This window comes from Vibrio sp. L5-1 (genome assembly GCF_021728315.1).
GTDB lineage: Bacteria > Pseudomonadota > Gammaproteobacteria > Enterobacterales > Vibrionaceae > Vibrio > Vibrio splendidus_K.
In genome coordinates this window covers 198,701-217,531 of record NZ_JAKKCQ010000004.1, presented here as the reverse complement: position 1 = coordinate 217,531, position 18,831 = coordinate 198,701, and the positions used below count along the sequence as shown (strand labels likewise).

General features: G+C 44.7%; 18 protein-coding genes. 3 read left to right on the top strand and 15 right to left on the bottom strand.

From position 1 onward, the window contains the following. Positions 1-156: 156 nt before the first annotated feature. The 12 genes from deoD to L3V35_RS17150 all read right to left on the bottom strand — a co-directional run bounded on the left by deoD (position 157) and on the right by L3V35_RS17150 (position 11,466). Positions 157-876, bottom strand: coding sequence for a purine-nucleoside phosphorylase (deoD, locus tag L3V35_RS17205; protein WP_237300326.1), 720 nt, complete (start codon positions 874-876; stop codon positions 157-159). A gap of 64 nt (positions 877-940) precedes the next feature. Beyond that, positions 941-2,161 (bottom strand): phosphopentomutase, encoded by a 1,221-nt coding sequence (locus L3V35_RS17200; protein WP_237300325.1) that lies wholly within the window; start codon positions 2,159-2,161, stop codon positions 941-943. 76 nt (positions 2,162-2,237) lie between these two features. Continuing rightward, positions 2,238-3,566, bottom strand: a complete 1,329-nt coding sequence (gene deoA / locus L3V35_RS17195; protein WP_029225893.1) for a thymidine phosphorylase — start codon at positions 3,564-3,566, stop codon at positions 2,238-2,240. A gap of 223 nt (positions 3,567-3,789) precedes the next feature. Continuing rightward, a complete protein-coding gene (gene deoC, locus L3V35_RS17190) occupies positions 3,790-4,566 on the bottom strand; it encodes a deoxyribose-phosphate aldolase (RefSeq protein WP_017080007.1) in 777 nt (258 codons plus the stop codon). Between the two features lie 523 nt (positions 4,567-5,089). After that, positions 5,090-6,352: a NupC/NupG family nucleoside CNT transporter gene (locus L3V35_RS17185; RefSeq protein ID WP_004734478.1), complete on the bottom strand. Its 1,263-nt coding sequence runs from the start codon at positions 6,350-6,352 to the stop codon at positions 5,090-5,092. A gap of 204 nt (positions 6,353-6,556) precedes the next feature. Continuing rightward, positions 6,557-7,387: a TatD family hydrolase gene (locus L3V35_RS17180; protein ID WP_054547526.1), complete on the bottom strand. Its 831-nt coding sequence runs from the start codon at positions 7,385-7,387 to the stop codon at positions 6,557-6,559. Further along, positions 7,368-7,523, bottom strand: coding sequence for a DUF5363 family protein (locus tag L3V35_RS17175; protein ID WP_157936365.1), 156 nt, complete (start codon positions 7,521-7,523; stop codon positions 7,368-7,370). The genes L3V35_RS17180 and L3V35_RS17175 overlap by 20 nt, the downstream gene beginning before the upstream one ends. Before the next feature lie 131 nt (positions 7,524-7,654). Further along, a complete protein-coding gene (gene prfC, locus L3V35_RS17170; RefSeq protein WP_054547525.1) occupies positions 7,655-9,235 on the bottom strand; it encodes a peptide chain release factor 3 in 1,581 nt (526 codons plus the stop codon). 173 nt (positions 9,236-9,408) lie between these two features. Beyond that, positions 9,409-9,864, bottom strand: coding sequence for a ribosomal protein S18-alanine N-acetyltransferase (rimI, locus tag L3V35_RS17165; protein WP_054547524.1), 456 nt, complete (start codon positions 9,862-9,864; stop codon positions 9,409-9,411). Beyond that, the gene (locus L3V35_RS17160) at positions 9,857-10,255 is read right to left on the bottom strand and encodes a DNA polymerase III subunit psi (RefSeq protein ID WP_054547647.1); all 399 of its coding nucleotides are present in this window, start codon (positions 10,253-10,255) and stop codon (positions 9,857-9,859) included. Before L3V35_RS17160 ends, rimI begins: the two co-directional genes overlap by 8 nt. A 154-nt stretch (positions 10,256-10,409) precedes the next feature. Beyond that, positions 10,410-10,913, bottom strand: a complete 504-nt coding sequence (locus L3V35_RS17155; protein WP_004734484.1) for an N-acetyltransferase — start codon at positions 10,911-10,913, stop codon at positions 10,410-10,412. Continuing rightward, a complete protein-coding gene (locus L3V35_RS17150; RefSeq protein ID WP_017080003.1) occupies positions 10,897-11,466 on the bottom strand; it encodes an SCP2 domain-containing protein in 570 nt (189 codons plus the stop codon). Before L3V35_RS17150 ends, L3V35_RS17155 begins: the two co-directional genes overlap by 17 nt. Before the next feature lie 216 nt (positions 11,467-11,682). On the opposite strand from L3V35_RS17150, the gene L3V35_RS17145 reads away from it, so the two are divergent. The 3 genes from L3V35_RS17145 to L3V35_RS17135 all read left to right on the top strand — a co-directional run bounded on the left by L3V35_RS17145 (position 11,683) and on the right by L3V35_RS17135 (position 15,811). After that, a complete protein-coding gene (locus L3V35_RS17145) occupies positions 11,683-13,722 on the top strand; it encodes a bifunctional diguanylate cyclase/phosphodiesterase (protein ID WP_054547523.1) in 2,040 nt (679 codons plus the stop codon). Positions 13,723-13,900: 178 nt separating this feature from the next. After that, entirely contained in the window at positions 13,901-14,914 is a 1,014-nt protein-coding gene (locus tag L3V35_RS17140; RefSeq protein ID WP_054547522.1) for a peptidase U32 family protein, read from the top strand. 18 nt (positions 14,915-14,932) lie between these two features. Next, positions 14,933-15,811: a U32 family peptidase gene (locus L3V35_RS17135; protein WP_017084242.1), complete on the top strand. Its 879-nt coding sequence runs from the start codon at positions 14,933-14,935 to the stop codon at positions 15,809-15,811. An 85-nt stretch (positions 15,812-15,896) separates the two neighbouring features. Here the strand turns inward: L3V35_RS17135 and L3V35_RS17130 are convergent, their stop codons facing one another. From L3V35_RS17130 to nlpI, 3 genes are all read right to left on the bottom strand, one after another. Next, positions 15,897-17,234, bottom strand: a complete 1,338-nt coding sequence (locus L3V35_RS17130; protein ID WP_054547521.1) for an MATE family efflux transporter — start codon at positions 17,232-17,234, stop codon at positions 15,897-15,899. An 89-nt stretch (positions 17,235-17,323) separates the two neighbouring features. Further along, entirely contained in the window at positions 17,324-17,731 is a 408-nt protein-coding gene (locus L3V35_RS17125; protein ID WP_017090142.1) for a MarR family transcriptional regulator, read from the bottom strand. A gap of 156 nt (positions 17,732-17,887) precedes the next feature. Continuing rightward, entirely contained in the window at positions 17,888-18,811 is a 924-nt protein-coding gene (nlpI, locus tag L3V35_RS17120) for a lipoprotein NlpI (protein WP_004734491.1), read from the bottom strand. Between the last annotated feature and the right edge of the window lie 20 nt (positions 18,812-18,831).

The following is an 18,831-nucleotide window of genomic DNA, read 5'->3' as shown; positions in this document are numbered from 1 at the left end:
ATTAGGCAAGGTGAATTATTTCGATTGAAATCACACAGCCTTCAGAATCCAAGAAATAGCGCTCAGTAATACATCATTACCAATAAAAAGCCCCGACGCTCAGGCAGCAACGGGGCTTTTTGTTATCTGTTAGCTTATCAAACTATAGAAAAATGATTATTCTTGGTCACCAAGCAGCACAGAGTCTAGTGCGATAACCATCATGTCGTTGAAGGTCGTTTGACGCTCATCTGATGTGGTTTGCTCACCAGTTTTGATGTGATCAGAAACAGTACAAATAGTCAGAGCTTTTGCGCCGTATTCAGCACACACACCGTAGATACCTGCTGCTTCCATCTCAACGCCAACAATGCCGTACTTATCCATCACCTCAAACATTTCTGGATCTGGCGTGTAGAACAACTCTGCCGAGAACAGGTTACCCACTTTTACGTCTACACCACGCGCTTTTGCTGCATCTTCTGCCGCACGCACCATTTTGTAATCTGCGATAGCCGCGAAGTCATGACCTTTAAAGCGAATACGGTTCACTTTTGAGTCAGTACACGCGCCCATGCCAATCACCACATCACGCACTTTGATATCTTCACTCACTGCACCACAACTGCCGACACGAATGATCTTTTTCACACCAAAGTCTTTGACCAGCTCAGTCGCGTAAATAGAACAAGATGGAATGCCCATACCGTGCCCCATAACCGAAACCTTACGACCTTTGTAAGTACCCGTGTAACCAAACATATTACGAACATCACACACCTGAACCACTTCTTCTAAGAAGGTTTCAGCGATGTATTTAGCACGTAGCGGATCGCCTGGCATTAGAACTACGTCAGCGAAATCACCCATTTCAGCATTAATATGTGGAGTAGCCATTGAAAATATCCTTAATCTCAAAACAAAAAAGAAGAGAGAGGTTTCCCTCTCTCTTAGTTAACCATTACAGAAAGCTTGTACCGTATCCCATTGGCGATGTGCCAAAGTATGACGCTAAGCTTTGACCGATATCAGCGAAGCTATCACGACGGCCTAGAGAGCCTGCTGGAACCTTATTACCGTAAATAATCACAGGGATATGTTCACGAGTATGGTCTGAACCCGGCCATGTTGGGTCACAACCGTGGTCTGCAGTTAGGATAAGCACGTCATCTTCTTTCATCATATCGATGATTTCATTGATGCGGCCATCAAAGTACTCAAGCGCAGCTGCGTAACCAGCAACATCACGACGGTGGCCGTATGCTGAGTCGAAATCAACGAAGTTAGTGAACACGATAGTGTTGTCGCCCGCTTCAGTGATCGCTTCTTTAGTTGCTTCAAATAGCGCTGGAATACCTGTTGCTTTGGTTTTCTGAGTGATACCACAACCTGCGTAGATGTCAGAGATTTTACCGATTGAGTGAACGTTGCCGCCCTTCTCATCAACCAGTTTCTGAAGTACCGTCGCCGCTGGTGGCTCAACAGAAAGGTCACGACGGTTACCAGTACGTTCGAATTGACCTTTACCAGCACCAATAAACGGACGAGCGATAACACGACCAATGTTGTAGTCAGCTAGCTCTTCACGAGCAATCTGACAAAGATCTAATAGGTTTTGTAGACCGAATGTCTCTTCATGACAAGCGATCTGGAAAACAGAGTCTGCAGAAGTGTAGAAGATTGGCAGGCCAGTCTTCATGTGTTCTTCACCTAGATTGTCTAGGATTTCTGTACCCGATGAGTGGCAGTTACCTAAGAAGTCAGATAGACCAGCACGCTCAAGGATGCGATCAGTCAGTTCTTTTGGAAAGCTGTTCTCTTTGTCGGTGAAGTAGCCCCAGTCAAACAATACCGGTACACCTGCGATTTCCCAGTGACCTGATGGCGTGTCTTTACCAGAAGACAGCTCAGCAGCATGACCGTAAGCGCCAATGATCTCAGCGTCTGCGTCCATACCTGGAGCAAAGCGACCTGTAGACTCTTTGTGAGCCATAGCTAAACCAAGCTTAGACAGGTTTGGCAGCGTTAGTGGACCTTTACGATCCGCGTTGTCTGCAAGGCCTTGATCACAATGGTCAGCAATGTGACCCATTGTATCCGAACCTACATCGCCGAATGTGTCAGCATCCGCTGTTTCACCGATACCGAATGAATCTAAAACTAAAATAAATGCTCTTTTCATTTTCTTCACCAACTTATTGCTCTTTGCACCAGAACTCTGTTTATCGGTATACACGAGGTATACCGATACCTGTTATTTACACGTCTTCAGAACGAATCTGACGGTAAACGTCTGGCGTTGCTGTATATTCTCCGCCCACAGTGATTGCATTTTGTAATGCCGTCGCAGCTTCTTGCCACTGTTGTTCATTGCGAGCATGAATCATTGCTAATGGTTTATCGTCACTTGCTACTTCGCCAAGGCGAATGAAGCTATCAAAACCGACTGCGTAATCAATGCTGTCTGTTGCTACGCGGCGACCACCGCCCATACCAACTACAGCCATACCAATTGCACGCGTATCCATCGCTGATACTACACCGCTTTCGAGTGCGTACACTGGTTTAACAATTTCTGCTTTTTCTAGGTAGTTATCGTAGTTCGTTACGAAATCTGCAGGACCACCAAGGCCCGCTACCATCTTGCCGAAGCACTCTGCTGCTTTACCGTTATCCAGTACTGCCATCAGTTTTTCACGCGCTTCATCGGAATCTTTAGCTAGGTTACCCAGTACCAACATTTCCGCACACGACGCTAGTGTTATTTCCAACAAACGTGGATTACGGTATTCGCCTGTTAGGAACTGAACCGCTTCACGGACTTCAACTGCGTTACCCGCTGAAGAAGCCAGAACTTGGTTCATGTCCGTCAGGATTGCTGTTGTTTTAGTGCCGGCACCGTTTGCTACTGCAACGATAGATTTTGCTAACTCTTCAGATGCTTCATACGTTGGCATGAATGCGCCTGAACCGACTTTTACGTCCATTACTAGAGAATCAAGACCAGCGGCCAGTTTCTTAGATAGGATTGAAGCGGTGATCAGTGAGATGTTGTCTACTGTTGCTGTGATATCACGAGTCGCATAAACACGCTTATCAGCCGGTGCTAGATCGCCGGTTTGGCCGATGATCGCCACGCCAGCTTCTTTGGTTACGGCACCAAACACATCGTTGGTTGGTGTAATGTTGTAACCAGGGATAGATTCTAGCTTGTCTAGCGTACCGCCAGTGTGGCCTAAACCACGACCAGAGATCATTGGAACAAAACCGCCACATGCTGCCACCATAGGGCCAAGCATCAGAGAGGTTACGTCGCCAACACCACCAGTAGAGTGTTTATCAACGATTGGGCCATCAAAATTCATGTGGCTCCAGTCAATCACCATGCCTGAATCACGCATTGCACACGTTAGTGCGATACGTTCTGGCATCGTCATTTCATTAAAAAAGATAGCCATTGCGAATGCGGCAATTTGGCCTTCAGAAACCGTGTTTTTAGCGACACCTTGGATGAAAAAGTTAATTTCTTCTGTGGTCAGTACTTCGTTATCACGTTTTCTGCGAATAATTTCTTGAGGTAGATACATTAGTGCCTCCCAAACTCTAGTGAGTATGGTGTGTAGGGAAAGAGGTAATATGGAGTGACTTAACGCCACTCCATCAAACAGACTTAATTGTTATCAATACTCTAAATATTTGGCGTTGCAGTTAGGCGGCCAGCAAGTTCATTCCTATGAGCATAGAAGCTCTATGTGATTAGGAGGAACTTGCGCAGGCAACAACGCTGCGGCGTCAAATATGACGAGTAAATTAGTATGCTGCTGGATCAGCAGTTTCGTCTGTCACTTCTAATGTATTAAGAAGGTTAGTCAGTAGGCTTGAAGCACCAAAACGGTAGTGCATGTTGTCTGCCCACTCAGCGCCTAGTAGCTCATCAGCCATTGCTAGGTAAGCTTGAGCATCTTCAGCTGTACGTACGCCACCAGCTGGTTTGAAACCAACAGTTTTAGCCACGCCCATGTCACGAATAACTTCAAGCATCATGCGCGCGAACTCAGGAGTCGCGTTTACTGGCACTTTACCTGTTGAAGTTTTGATGAAGTCTGCACCCGCTTCGATACAGATCTGAGAAGCTTTCTTGATAAGTGCTTCTTCTTTTAGCTCACCAGTTTCGATGATCACTTTAAGCGTGATGTCACCACAAGCGGCTTTACATTGCTTAACTAGCTCAAAGCCAACTTCTTCGTTGCCAGCAATAAGAGCACGGTATGGGAATACTACGTCAACTTCGTCTGCGCCGTACGCTACCGCTGCTTTCGTTTCTGCAACAGCAATTTCGATGTCGTCATTACCATGAGGGAAGTTAGTTACAGTCGCGATGCGTACTTCTGGAGTACCTTGCTCACGCAACGCCTTCTTAGCGGCTGGGATGAAGCGAGGGTAAATACAGATTGCAGCGGTGTTACCAACTGCAGTCTTCGCGTCATGACAAAGCGCCACTACTTTTTCAGTAGTATCGTCATCATTTAGCGTCGTTAGGTCCATAAGTTTAAGTGCACGTAGAGCTGCTGCTTTTAAATCGCTCATTTCTATCTCCGATCAATATATTCAAATAGTTAACTACTTCGCCACCCATCCAGTATAGATGGATATTTTAGTAATGCTCAGTAGTCACAAATGAACGGACTTGGTTCCCTGAAGACTTGATAACTTTCGCTATCAATTGCAATCCTTGTCACCGCACAGTACCAGTTTGGTCTATGGCACAACAAATCAGTCATGTTGTGTCTAACATCTATAGCGTATCGCTAAGTTTGGCTTAATCCCAGAAGAATAACCTTTAGATAAATCCAAGCAGTTACTTTCTTGCCAACAAGAGACATCCTGTCCCTTAAGCTTATACATTATAGGTATCCATCAATAAATTGTAGTGCTCCTTAGAACGCAAACGGTTTGTATCTCAAAAAAACATTCTAGACCCATTTTCGACTCCAAGCATTCACTCATGCTAATGCTCAAAATCACTAGGCCCAAAAACAAAAAAGCCCCGCAGCAATTTCTTGCTACGGGGCGATATTATTATGGCGTCTATATATCGATTTCTAACTGATTAGAAAGACAGGAAGAAGCCAGCAATTGTTGCTGCCATCAGGTTAGATAGAGTACCAGCTACAACCGCTTTAACACCCATACGTGCGATGTCGTGACGACGGTTTGGAGCAATACCACCTAGACCACCTAGAAGAATCGCAATTGAAGAAAGGTTTGCGAAACCACATAGAGCGAATGAGATAATTGCTTGAGTCTTAACAGACATTACTTGACCAGTCGCTTCAACGATTTGAGCGTTGTCACCGATGTATGGTACGAAGTTTAGGTATGCAACGAATTCGTTAACAACTGTCTTCTGACCAATGAAAGAACCAGCAATAGTTGCTTCTTCCCATGGAACACCAATGATGAATGCTAACGGTGCGAAGATCCAACCTAGAAGAAGTTCTAGAGTTAGGTTTTCCATACCGAACCAACCACCGATGCCACCTAGGATACCGTTGATAAGAGCGATTAGACCGATGAATGCTAGTAGCATTGCACCAACGTTAAGTGCTAGTTGTAGACCAACTGACGCACCGCCAGCAGCTGCATCGATAACGTTAGCAGGCTTGTCGTCGCCACCGTCGATGTCTGAACCTAAGTTCTCGTCAACTTCATCAGTTTCAGGCTTGATGATTTTAGCGAATAGTAGACCACCAGGTGCTGCCATGAATGACGCTGCTACTAGGTACTCTAGAGGTACACCCATAGATGCGTAACCCGCTAGTACACCACCAGCAACAGATGCTAAACCACCACACATTACTGCGAATAGTTCAGAGTTAGTCATTTTAGGAACAAATGGACGAACTACTAGAGGTGCTTCTGTTTGACCAACGAAAATGTTTGCTGCTGCAGACATTGACTCGGCGCGAGAAGTACCTAGAGCTTTCTGAAGACCACCACCAAGAACCTTGATTACAACTTGCATCGCACCAATGTAGTAAAGTACAGAGATAAGAGCAGAGAAGAAGATTAGTGTTGGTAGAACTTGGAATGCAAAGATGAAACCGATACCGTCAACTGAGAAGTTAACAAGGCTACCAAATAGGAAGCCAGTACCATCTTTACCGTAGTCGATCACGTTTGCTACACCAGCAGAGAAACCTGCAAGTAGATCACGACCCCAAGGGATGTAAAGTACGAATGCACCAAGTGCGAATTGGATAGCGAAAGCGCCACCCACTGTTCTGATATTAATTGCTTTGCGGTTGTCGGATAGTAGTACTGCGATTGCAATCAGTGCAACCATTCCGACGAGGCTCATAAACAGGCTCATAGTTTATGACTTCCTTATTAGTTATTTATTGGCGTGTTACAAAATGGGGCTATAAAGCGGAGGCAATTATACTCATGCGACCACTAATAAAGTAATGCCGTCCTCACACTTTCGTACAAGATTCATGTACCATTCACACGCAAATGTGAACCAAATCACAAGCTCAGTGCAATTTACGCAAACGATAAACAAAAACCTTCGATTTTATTCACATATACCGAATGCACGATGGCTATTTTGCCAAATTTGCGCTGCAACCGATTGCTTTGGCTCTTTTCTAAGCAGAAAAAGTTCATTTAAGATCGTAACTAAATGTTTGGAATGATTAACATTTCCTTGATTGCCATACGTGGGCATATCCGGTGCATCTGTTTCTAATACCAAGCATTCAAGAGGCAGTTTTGCGATGGTTGTGCGTGTTTTTTGTGCTCTGGGGTAAGTAATCGTTCCACCGACACCAATATAGAAACCGAGCTTGATCCACGCCAAAGCTTGCTGTTCACTCCCTGAAAAACCGTGAATCACCCCACCAAAAGTGAACTTGTGCTGCTTTAATAGTTCAATGAGTCGGTTATAAGACTTCCTCTCATGGATGATCAAAGGCAGCTCAAATGCCTTCGCTAGCTCCATTTGTTGGATGAAAAAGCGTTCTTGTTTCTCCCGCTCGACATCGACAAAAAAGTCGAGACCACACTCTCCTATCGCAACGCATTGACTGTTTTTTGATGAGAGTAATTGGCGAAGCTCTGAGAATTGCTCGCCATTGGCTTGCTCTAAAAAGTAAGGGTGAAAACCTAAGGCGTAGTAAACATTAGGGTAAGATTTGGCGATTTTATCGAGCTTCGACCAGTTACTTTGGCCAATAGAAGGAATAAGAATCTTCTCGACTTGAGCTTGTTTCGCTTCTTTAAGATAGCTATCAATACTTTGATCAGGTGTAGCTCCCTGATCAATTACAATATTTTGCTCAAAAGCCTCAAAATCCGCATGGCAATGAGTATCAAACAGCGGAAAGTCACTTATTTGCTGTGTCATCTTCCCTACTCTCTGTTTGTTTCCCTTGGGGATCACGACGATAAGCAACACAACTGCGCTTGTTCTCAGGCGTTAATCCAAGCTCTTCACACCACTTATCGTATTTCTTAATCCAAGCTTTTATCCAACTGAACATAATTGCCTCTAACCTCAGCCTCTAACCTCAGCCTCTAACCTCAGCCTCTAAGCCTTAGATAAAACGTATTAAAAAACGCCTACTGCAGAACAATAGACGTTTTTGTTTAACTCGAATAGATCGCGGAGAAATTAGTGCTCGCGCGTCGCTCGGAACTGAACGTCAGGGAAACGTTCAGAAGCTAGGTTCAAGTTCACCATTGTAGGTGCGATGTAAGACAGGTTATCACCACCATCTAACGCTAGGTTAGCTTGGTTCTTACGTTTGAACTCTTCTAGTTTCTTCGCGTCATCACATTCAACCCAGCGAGCTGTTGCAACGTTAACACCTTCGTAGATAGCTTCTACGTTGTATTCCGCTTTCAAGCGCGCTACAACCACGTCGAACTGAAGTACACCAACCGCACCAACGATCAGGTCGTTGTTCTGCATAGGACGGAATACTTGTACTGCGCCCTCTTCAGAAAGCTGAACCAAACCTTTTAGAAGTTGCTTCTGCTTTAGTGGATCGCGTAGACGAATACGACGGAATAGCTCAGGCGCGAAGTTTGGAATACCAGCGAACTTCAAGCTTTCGCCTTGAGTAAAGGTATCACCAATCTGGATTGTGCCATGGTTATGCAAGCCAATGATGTCACCAGCATACGCTTTTTCAGCTCGCGCACGGTCGCCCGCCATGAAAGTTACCGCATCCGAAATACTTACGTTCTTGCCAGTACGAACATGATTCATCTTCATACCTTGGTTGTAAGTACCCGAAACGATACGCATAAATGCGATACGGTCACGGTGCTTTGGATCCATGTTTGCTTGGATCTTAAACACGAAACCAGAGAACTTCTCTTCTGTCGCTTCAACATCACGCTCGTTAGCTTGACGAGTTTGAGGACCCGGAGCCCACTTAGTCAAACCATCTAGCATGTGGTCAACACCAAAGTTACCCAATGCTGTACCGAAGTAAACAGGCGTTAGTTCACCAGCAAGGAACAAATCGAGATCAAACTCAGGACATGCGCCAATAACCAATTCAAGCTCTTCACGAACACTGCTCGCCAGATCTTCGCCAACAGCTTCGTCTAGTTCAGGGTTATCTAAACCTTTAATGATGCGAACTTCTTGGATCTCATGGCCATGGCCAGATTCGTACAAGATCGTTTCATCACGATGAATGTGATAAACACCTTTAAACTCTTTACCACAACCGATTGGCCATGAGATTGGAGCACAAGCCATACCTAGCTCGCTTTCCACTTCATCAAGCACTTCCATTGGGTCACGAACGTCACGGTCAAGTTTGTTCATAAACGTTACGATTGGAGTATCACGTAGACGCGTTACTTCCATCAATTTACGAGTACGATCCTCGACACCTTTCGCAGCATCGATAACCATCAAACAAGAGTCAACCGCTGTTAGTGTACGGTACGTATCTTCCGAGAAATCTTCGTGTCCTGGAGTATCGAGTAGGTTTACTAGGCAATCGTTGTATGGGAATTGCATTACCGACGTGGTTACCGAAATACCACGTTCTTTTTCCATCTCCATCCAGTCAGATTTAGCGTGCTGGTTAGAGCCACGACCTTTTACGGTACCCGCTTTTTGAATTGCGTTTCCGAATAAAAGAACTTTTTCAGTAATCGTGGTTTTACCCGCATCCGGGTGAGAGATAATTGCAAACGTTCTACGTTTGCTCACTTCTTGTTGGAAAGACATAGTCGCCCTTTGCTGATCTAAAGCGTAAAAAGGGCAAGTAGATAATACTTGCCCTTGAATTCTGTGTGCGGATTATACAGAAAGCGAGTCACTTTCTAAAGGGTCAGTTTACACCCTATTTTGTGGCTAATTCTGTGGTTAGTTATCTAGTCGGCTAAAAGACGTAACACGCCCTAACTAAACGACATAAAAAGATAGCTCATAATGATCGCATCTTCGTTGCCTTGCTTGGTTGGGTAATAGTTACGGCGGCGATCGACTTCATTAAAGCCAGCCTTCTCGTAAAGATTAAAAGCATTCACATTACTTTCGCGAACTTCCAGCCAAGCACTCTCAGCGTCAGCTTGTTCACACATATCGAGAAAGTGCTCAACCAAAGCTTTGCCGTAGCCTTTACCTTGCTGCTTAGGGTCAACCGCTATCGTCAGCAAAGTAACCTCACCGACAATATTCTGAGCATAGAAATAGCCGACAACCTCTCCATCGACTTTTAAAACACGGTGGCTGCCTCCACGACTATTAAGATCACGGATCATATTTTCAGACCAAGGATGAGAATGCGCGGTCTGCTCAATTTGCCAAATTGCGTCTAGGTGTTGTTCTGAAGTGGGTAAAAATTGATTAGTCATAAGCACAAATTTGTTGCCATAAGTCGCGGCGATGTTGGTTATTACCGTTAATGTCAGACAGTAATGGAGATTGAAGTGTTTTTGCCTTCAGTTCATGGGCAGAGTCACAACCAGCAAACCATACCCATTCAACCGAACCTAAATCCACAGCAGACAAGTGTTGTGGTTGAAGGTGTAAAGCCTGAGATAAGTCGAGCTTGATACTTTTAAGTACGCGTTCAAACATCACGGCGAGATCTTCCTGAGGTTTTTCAGGCGAAACCAGTAGCAACTTGCAGTCGCTCGATAGTGGAATCAATTCAGATTCGTAGCCAACCAAACGCTCTGGGTGACTAAGCTCCCATTGGCTGATGCCCATCTCTTGCAGGTATTGTGCGTGTGTTTGTGACATATCTAGCGGTGTAACCTTAGGTTTGTTGGTATTGCTCTTCTTAGAGCGAACTGAAAAGGAGCTCATTGGGGCTGATACTAACAAAAAATAAAGGAGCATCAAGCTCCTTTATTTAGACTAAATCAGTTTGTATCGGATTCCGTGGTAAATCAGCTTATAAGTCGTTGAACTCTGGGCTGTAAGCAATCTCACCAGAATGCCCAGCAAACACACCCTCTACCAACTCAATCGCTTGGAAAGCACCTTCAGGTACATCCCAAACACAACTCAGGCCAAACTCGCTCGCAGCCTTAAAACCAAAGCGGCCGTAGTAAGCAGGATCACCAAGCACAACACAGGCTGGGTAACCGAAATCTACCAATGTAGAAAATGCGTCTTCAACCAGTGATTTGGCAATACCTTGATTGCGGTACTCTTCTTTCACTGCGAGAGGCGCAAGTCCCTGCCAGTTATGATCGTCACCATGGAGAGTGATAGGGCTAAACATCAGGTGACCAACCACCTCGCCCTCATCAGAACAAGCCACCAGCGATAGCGTTAAATGGCTATTCTCACGCAAGCTCATAACCAAATTAGCTTCTGCATCTGTTTCAAAAACAGATTTCAATAAACGATCAATGACAAGTATATCTGCCGGTGCTTCAGTTCGAATAAGCATTCATTACCTCACTTTGTGTATCTGGGGATTGTACTCCCTTCTGCACAAAATCAGCTAATTGATTTAACAAAGTTTTCATAGGAGTCGGCAATACGTCTAAATCTACGCTATCCATCAAGTTTTTGACTTCTAAACCAAGCTCTGTATCGCCCTCAATAGACAGTCTACGTTGAAAGAAAAGCGTATCTGGGTCTTCTTTACGCCCGGCAATCAGCACAAGATCGTTAAGGTTTCCGCTAAAGCTTACATCTTCAACAACCTCGTTATCAGCTACAACTAGTTGCTCATTTTGATAGCTAATACACCAACTTAACCCCATATCTTTTATTGAGACTTTAAGCCACTTGTCTTCTAAGAATTCAAAGTCACCGTCCTCTAAAGCTTCCTTAAAGACATTCTTAAGCGCCTCCAATAAGGCTCTTTTTTGTACTGTTTTAGGCAATAACTGGACTGGAGATCGCAAAATTGATGCGGCATTTTGAACTAGTTGAGTGCGAATCTTGTTTATCACGTGACTTATCCGTAACTTTGTCAATAATATGGAATGCATCATAGATGATGTTGAAATCTCAGTTACTGTTATGTATCAAATTAACTTCGGTTTGATACTCGACCTTTAATATCCTGAAAATCACAGTTATAGTAACTCAGGTCATGAGAATTACAGCGGATCGCTGCACTCACAGGTAAATATCGATAGCCACACAAAAAGTAATAAATATTTATCGATAGTGAATATTCAAGCTCTTGGAGAATTGGTAGTACTTTGATGCCTCCCCAGCAACTACAACATTGGTTTACCCAGCTAACAGCAAACAGTCCGTTCTTTTTTGCGGTACTTGACGCCCAACATAACTATTTTATGGTTAATGAGCGTTACTGCGATATTGCTGGTTTGAGTAAAACCGAGCTTGCTGGCATGAATGACCGCCAAACATTAGGTGAGCGATTCTACCAACACCTTAAGCCTTACTATGAGCGTGCATTCAATGGTGAAACGATTGAGGCCGAAGTCACGCTCAACGAAACTGACCTCGATACCAGCCTTCATTTCAGCCTATCTCCGCTGACGAATGGCAACAAAACCGACTACATTGTCTTTCATGCCTTCGACACATCAGAAAACCAAGTACTTGCACGTTCTTTAGAAGAATCCGAAGCGAAATTTCACAAGCTATCTCACCTACTCCCTGACGGATTACTGTTAGTTGAAAGTGACTACATCTTGTCATCAAACCCAGCAGCAGCACGCTTGCTCGGCTTTAACTCCACCACCGAGTTAATTGGCGAAGAGTTGGGACGATTATTCATCGATGAACAAACCAAAACAGTCTTCAATAATAACCTCAGTTCTATTATTTCTGAGTCTGGTTTGGTTTGCTTAACGGGTGCCCGATGCGGCTTTGAACGTAAAGTTCAACTCAACATCGACTCCACCACTATTCTTGGAAGTAACACTCAGCTTGTGCTTATCCAAGATGCACAAGAGACCACAAAGCAGTATACGCCTGCAAACAGTGAAGATGCCTACATCGATGCACTGACCAAGCTCTACAACCGAGTTGGGTTCACCAAACGTCTTGAGCAGTTCATTCAAAACGATACGCCAGTTGTGATGCTCTACTTAGATATTGATAACTTTAAGAATATCAATGATTCACTAGGTCATCACATTGGCGATAAAGTGATTAAAGAGGTCGCTTCACGCCTAAAACGTTTACTACCTCGTCAGGCCGTTATTGGTCATTTAGGCGGGGATGAGTTTGGTATTATCCTGCCAGAACCTGAACATCAGCGAACGCCTGAAATGCTCGCTGAAAAGATCATTTCCCTGATCAATCAACCCTTCGATCTTCACCACTTTAGTAAGCGCTTAGCCTGCTCGATTGGCAGCGTGAGCTTTCCTCAAGATGGCACAGACGCACGTATCTTGCTGCAAAATGCAGACACCGCAATGTATGAAGCGAAAGATCGTGGACGTAACCGCCTGATCAAGTTCAACGAACAGATGAACAAAGAAGCGCGTATGCGATTGTGGTTGGAGATAGAGCTGCAAAAAGCACTGCAACAGAATGGACTTGAGGTTTGGTATCAACCTAAGGTCAATGCGCGTGACTTCACCATCAACGGTGCAGAAGCGTTAGTGCGCTGGAAGCACCCAGTAGAAGGCTACATCAGCCCTGCCGCATTTATCCCAGTTGCGGAACGAGCTGGCCTTATTGAACAACTTGGCCGAGTAGTGATGCGTGAAGTATTTGCCACGGTTAAGCGCTGGAAGATGCAAGGTATCTTGCCAGGTAGAGTGGCTATCAACTTGTCTCCAGAGCAATTTGGTAACCCGAAACTGATTGATTACGTTGAAAAGCTACTCCGTTCAACAGAGCTTGATCCAAGCGCAATTACTTTTGAGCTGACAGAAAGCGCGGTGATGAGTGATAGTGAACACACACTTCAAATGCTTAACGCTATAAAGAAACTCGGCTTTGCTTTATCTATCGATGATTTTGGTACGGGCTACTCTTCTCTGTCTTATTTGGCTCGATTCCCAATTGATGAGCTTAAGATTGACCGCGCTTTTATCTCTGATATCGATACTCTGCCGAAACAAATTACAGTAATCGAAAACATCATCAACCTTGGTAAATCTCTCGATTTAACCGTAGTGGCAGAAGGCGTCGAAACCAGTGAACAAGCGACGCTTCTATCAAACCTCAACTGTAGCTCCATTCAAGGTTTCCACTTCTATCGTCCTCAACCAAAACAAGACGTCGAAGAGCTGTTTGCCCAAAATCGTCGCCATAAGAACTAGTACACGATTCAACTATCACCCTGTCAAAAGCCACACGAAAGCACAAAAGCCTTACTAGTCAGTACCCCAAACGGAGTAAAAGCAGATTTATCCATCTAAACCTGCCTTACATCAATTCCGTCATTCATAATTCTTCATAAAATACTCGCTTCAATTTCATTCTACTGGTAGTGAGCAAATGGAACTCTTATGCCCAGCGGGTAACTTACCTGCTTTGAAAACCGCTATTGATTGTGGTGCGGATGCTGTCTATATCGGATTCAAAGACGATACCAATGCCCGACACTTTGCAGGCCTTAACTTTGCGGGTAAAAAGCTCGATCGTGCTGTGCAATATGTGCATGACCGCAACAAGAAAATTCACGTTGCCTTAAATACTTTTGCTCACCCAAATGGCTTCGAACGCTGGACAAATGCCGTAGACAACGCCGCAGCACTAGGTGTTGATGCGCTGATCATTGCTGATATCGCAGTGCTTGAGTACGCAGCAAACAAATATCCAGAACTAGAATTGCATCTATCGGTTCAAGCTTCTGCGACCAATGCGGCTGCAATCGACTTCTACCACAAGAACTTCAATGTAAAGCGTGTGGTATTGCCTCGCGTATTGTCGATTCATCAGGTCAAACAGCTTTCTCGTAACATCACCTCTGACGTTGACCTTGAAGTATTCGCTTTTGGTAGCTTGTGCATCATGGCAGAAGGTCGTTGTTACCTCTCTTCATATATGACCGGCGAATCACCCAATACCGTTGGTGCTTGCTCTCCAGCAAAATACGTTCGCTGGCAAGAAACAGAAACAGGCCTAGAGTCGCGCTTGAATGAGATTCTTATCGACAAGTACGTAGCCGGCGAAAACGCGGGTTACCCTACACTGTGTAAAGGTCGCTTTGAAGCAGAAATCGATGGTGAGCGTAAACGCTATCACGCACTTGAAGAGCCAACCAGCCTCAACACACTGTCTATGCTACCTGAGCTATTTGCTGCCAACGTTGCCTCAGTGAAAATTGAAGGTCGCCAACGTAGCCCTGCTTATGTCGAGCAAGTGACTCGTACTTGGCGCGCAGCTATCGACCGCTACTTAGCGAACCCAGAACAATACCGAGTGGAACAAGCTTGGAATGCGACACTGGCGAATGTATCTGAAGGTACACAAACCACGCTTGGCGCTTATCACCGTAAATGGCAATAGAGCCAAATGGAGAACTCAATGAAATACGCATTAGGCCCTCTTCTTTATTTCTGGCCAAAACAAGACGTTGAAAGCTTCTATGAGCAAGCGAAATCAAGCTCTGCTGATATCATCTATCTAGGTGAAGCCGTGTGTTCAAAGCGTCGTGAGATGAAAGCAAAACACTGGATGGATATTGCCAAAGAGCTGTCGGCTTCAGGTAAACAAGTCGTACTTTCCACCATGGCATTGCTAGAAGCACCAAGCGAAGTCAACATCATGAAGAAGTACATTGATAACGGTGACTTTGCGATTGAAGCCAACGACGTGTCTGCGATTCAATTAGCAAGCGAAAGCAAAGTGCCTTTTGTGGTTGGCCCGGCGGTTAACACCTACAACGCACGTACTTTGAACCTGTTCTTGAAACAAGGTATGACACGTTGGTGTATGCCTGTTGAGCTTTCTCGCGAATGGCTAAGCAACGTAATGACACAGTGCGAAGAGCTTAATATCCGTAATAAGTTCGAAGTAGAAGTATTTAGCCACGGCTACCTACCGCTTGCTTACTCAGCACGATGCTTTACCGCTCGCGCAGAAAACAAAGCCAAAGACGATTGCGAAACCTGCTGCATCAAATACCCTACCGGCCTACAGGTCGATAGCCAAGAAGGCCAGTCAGTCTTTAACCTTAACGGTATTCAAACTCAATCCGGTTACTGCTACAACCTAGTCAATGATCTACCGAGTATGCATGACTTGGTTGATGTGGTTCGCTTAAGTCCATTGGGCATCGATACCTTCTCTGAAATCAATAACTTCAGAGCGAACGAACAAGGTAAAAATCCAAAGACCATTGAAAGCCGCCAATGCAACGGCTATTGGCATCAGCTTGCGGGTTTAGACGTTAAGAACATCTAGTTCCTCGAATTGAACTTGTCAGCAACAGATACAAAAAAGGTCTAGCATTCGCTAGACCTTTTTTATTCAGTTCAAGAAAGGCGACCTATGCTGTCGCTGTTTCTAGCGGCGCATCGTCGAGCTTCTTTACGTCTTTATAGAGCATAATCATAACCACTACACTTAGCGCGATGTTAGACAGAGGATAGGCAATCCAGATCCCCGGCACACCGTACAATTTAGGCATAATGTACAAGAAAGGTAACTGGATAAGCATATTACCTATCGTTACAAACATCGCCTTACTGCCCTTGTTCACCGCCTGATAGTAAGCACCCGCTACCACCAAGAAGCCATCAAGCGCAAGTGCAAACATGTGTAATCGGATACCCAATACTGTGTACTCGACTAGCTGTGGCTCATCTGAACTAAACACAGAAACGAACTCACCTGGAAATGCGTTCAGCAGCAATACAAACGCGACACCGATCAATACTGAACTTACCATCGCAATCTTAAGTAACTTACGAATATTGGCTTGATTACGCGCACCATGATTGTAGCTCACTAATGGCTGCATGCCGTTGGCGATACCTTCCGCCGTGAGATAATAAACCGTCACTATGTAGCCCAAAATAGCGTAAGCACCAATCATCAGCTGGTCGCCATATTGAGAGAACAAGGCATTGTGCAGCGCCACCATCATCGAACCGTAAGCGTACATAAAGAAGCTTGAGGTACCAATGGCGAAGATTTCAGGAATCACCGATAACTTCAGTCTCAGTTCATTCCAACGTAAGCGTAAGTTTGCTCGACGTGAGAAAAAGTAAGCCAACCCCAAACCCGTTACCACAAACTGAGCAAGTGCGGTTGCCAATGCTGCACCCTTCAACTCCCAACCAAGCTGCGCGATAAATAGGTAATCCAATACAATGTTAATCACCGCACCGACAATCATCAGTATGGTGGCCAAGTTAGGACTGTCATCGTTACGCAGTAAAAACGGCATCGCGATAGAGCCTAAAGTGAAGACACTAGCGCCAATCAGAATATGTAAGTATTGCAGGCCTAGTTCATACACTCGCCCTTCAGCACCCTGCCAAAGCAAGAAGTTATCGGCAAACAGAAACAACAATCCAGAAACAATGGGGGTTATCGCCAACAACAATGTTAGACCAGTTGCTAAGATCTGCTTAGCGCCTTTCGTGTCTTTTCCGCCTTGACGGATCGAGACAAGCGCACCCGTCCCCACGCCTACTAGCATACCAATACCGAGGATCGACCCAATAACAGGCCACGCGACGTTAATGCCCGCAAGTCCATCGGCCCCCACATAACGGCCAATGAAAATACCATCCACCACTTGGTAAAGGCCATTAACTAACATGGCCGCTACCGTAGGAATTGTGTATCGCCAGAATTGACGACTAATTGAGTTACTCATTTCTTACTCTACTTTCTTCAGTGAGTCGCATATCAATGGGATATGACTCGTAAAACTAGTTAACAAGGCTAACTAAATATCTAAATTATTTATTTCAAAGCCTTGTTTAATAATAGGTTCAGCTGGTGAGATTCTTGCTCAGACAAGCGACTTTCCAGTACCTGTGCCATGACCTGATAGATTTTACTTTCTTCTTCCAAACCGACTTCAGCCTTTTGGGTCAAAATCACCAGCTTTGATCTCGCATCTTCAAGAGACGCTTTGCGCTCAACTAGACCTTTTCTTTCTAGCCTTTGAACCATAGTCGTCGCAGAAGGTTTTGTCACCTGCATCTCAATAGCGAGGTCTGTTAGTCGAATAGGCTCTAACGATGCTTGAATGACCTTCAAATAATCGTACTCATTGAAGCTCAACTGGCAGATAGGATCTTCATTAACTTGAGTTCGCCATATCTTAGAAGCAAAGCGTTCAATTTTTTCTAGATTTTGGTCCAGCATAGATTTCCAACCACAGAATTTACATTTAGTTAGCAAGGCTAACTATTTTAATCTTGTTTAAATAAAATGCAATCAAAAACGAGACCCCCGTTTATAAAAAAGGAGCATAAAAAAACCGCTGACAGGCAGCGGCTTTTCAGAATCAAAATGTATCGCTTACTTAGCGTTAGCTTCTTCTTCGGCCTCAGCCAACTTAACTTGCGCTAAATGCTCGGCTTTAAGCGTAGTGAAGATACGGCTTAACTCTAAGAAAGAGTAGCGGTGTTCTACGTATTCATACACGTTAAAAGAAACCGCTAACTTGTACAAAGAGATCGCATTCGCGTAATCACCATTCATGTGGTGACGCTTAGCAAGGTAGAAGTACGTTTCAGTCAGACGTTGAGCTAGGAGCGTATTGTCACGAGTCCCCGTAAGGATAGCTTTGAAAGCCTGCTCTTCGGTAATATCGTCAAGCATGATCGCAACTAATACCCAGCCCCACTGCTCATCACGGCTCTCGTAACGCTTTTGCAAATCAAGCTTTGCTTGTTCTGGTGTGAGTTCATGCTGAATGATGTAAAGCCACAGAGCGCGAAACGGATCGCTAGGATCATCGGCGTAGTGCTTCATCATCTCTTCATTGGCTAAGTCATAGCGCTCGCCATAGTAGAGTGCGATAGAGCGATTTCGTTCTGCATATGAGTTTGCAGGATCAAGCTCTAACGTAGAATCAAAAGATTCATAAGCGGCATCAAACTCCCCTACTTGCGTAAAGTAAACACCCAAAAGGTTGAAAATATCAGGCTGAGCGGGGTTCAATGAAAGAGACTGATTGAAATCAAGACGTGCTAAATCACGCAGGCCAACGCTGTCGTAGTAGTTACCGCGCTCGAACAACATTTTAGCTCGAACTTCATCGTTCAAATCTGGGCGCTGTAATAACTGACTAAGGCGCGCTATTTGCACTTCTTGCTGAACACTTGGTTGAAGCGGCACAGCCATTGGTGGATAAACCCAACGTGAGGTGTTATCTGATGTTGTCGCACAACCAGTTAGTACAAGCAGTAAACACATACTCGCGGTTTGAAACCATTTCACAAATAATTACTCCTGTTATG

What these genes read in the sequence shown, in the direction of transcription:
- L3V35_RS17175 (WP_157936365.1), bottom strand. Translation starts at nt 7,523, where the DNA reads ATGTTCAGTTGGATAAAAGCTTGGATTAAGAAATACGATAAGTGGTGT.
- L3V35_RS17140 (WP_054547522.1), top strand. Translation starts at nt 13,901, where the DNA reads ATGGAACTCTTATGCCCAGCGGGTAACTTACCTGCTTTGAAAACCGCT.
- deoA (WP_029225893.1), bottom strand. Translation starts at nt 3,566, where the DNA reads ATGTATCTACCTCAAGAAATTATTCGCAGAAAACGTGATAACGAAGTA.
- deoD (WP_237300326.1), bottom strand. Translation starts at nt 876, where the DNA reads ATGGCTACTCCACATATTAATGCTGAAATGGGTGATTTCGCTGACGTA.
- L3V35_RS17180 (WP_054547526.1), bottom strand. Translation starts at nt 7,387, where the DNA reads ATGACACAGCAAATAAGTGACTTTCCGCTGTTTGATACTCATTGCCAT.
- L3V35_RS17130 (WP_054547521.1), bottom strand. Translation starts at nt 17,234, where the DNA reads ATGAGTAACTCAATTAGTCGTCAATTCTGGCGATACACAATTCCTACG.
- L3V35_RS17200 (WP_237300325.1), bottom strand. Translation starts at nt 2,161, where the DNA reads ATGAAAAGAGCATTTATTTTAGTTTTAGATTCATTCGGTATCGGTGAA.
- prfC (WP_054547525.1), bottom strand. Translation starts at nt 9,235, where the DNA reads ATGTCTTTCCAACAAGAAGTGAGCAAACGTAGAACGTTTGCAATTATC.
- L3V35_RS17150 (WP_017080003.1), bottom strand. Translation starts at nt 11,466, where the DNA reads ATGATGCATTCCATATTATTGACAAAGTTACGGATAAGTCACGTGATA.
- L3V35_RS17155 (WP_004734484.1), bottom strand. Translation starts at nt 10,913, where the DNA reads ATGCTTATTCGAACTGAAGCACCGGCAGATATACTTGTCATTGATCGT.
- L3V35_RS17125 (WP_017090142.1), bottom strand. Translation starts at nt 17,731, where the DNA reads ATGCTGGACCAAAATCTAGAAAAAATTGAACGCTTTGCTTCTAAGATA.
- rimI (WP_054547524.1), bottom strand. Translation starts at nt 9,864, where the DNA reads ATGACTAATCAATTTTTACCCACTTCAGAACAACACCTAGACGCAATT.
- L3V35_RS17135 (WP_017084242.1), top strand. Translation starts at nt 14,933, where the DNA reads ATGAAATACGCATTAGGCCCTCTTCTTTATTTCTGGCCAAAACAAGAC.
- L3V35_RS17160 (WP_054547647.1), bottom strand. Translation starts at nt 10,255, where the DNA reads ATGTCACAAACACACGCACAATACCTGCAAGAGATGGGCATCAGCCAA.
- L3V35_RS17145 (WP_054547523.1), top strand. Translation starts at nt 11,683, where the DNA reads ATGCCTCCCCAGCAACTACAACATTGGTTTACCCAGCTAACAGCAAAC.
- deoC (WP_017080007.1), bottom strand. Translation starts at nt 4,566, where the DNA reads ATGAGCGATTTAAAAGCAGCAGCTCTACGTGCACTTAAACTTATGGAC.
- L3V35_RS17185 (WP_004734478.1), bottom strand. Translation starts at nt 6,352, where the DNA reads ATGAGCCTGTTTATGAGCCTCGTCGGAATGGTTGCACTGATTGCAATC.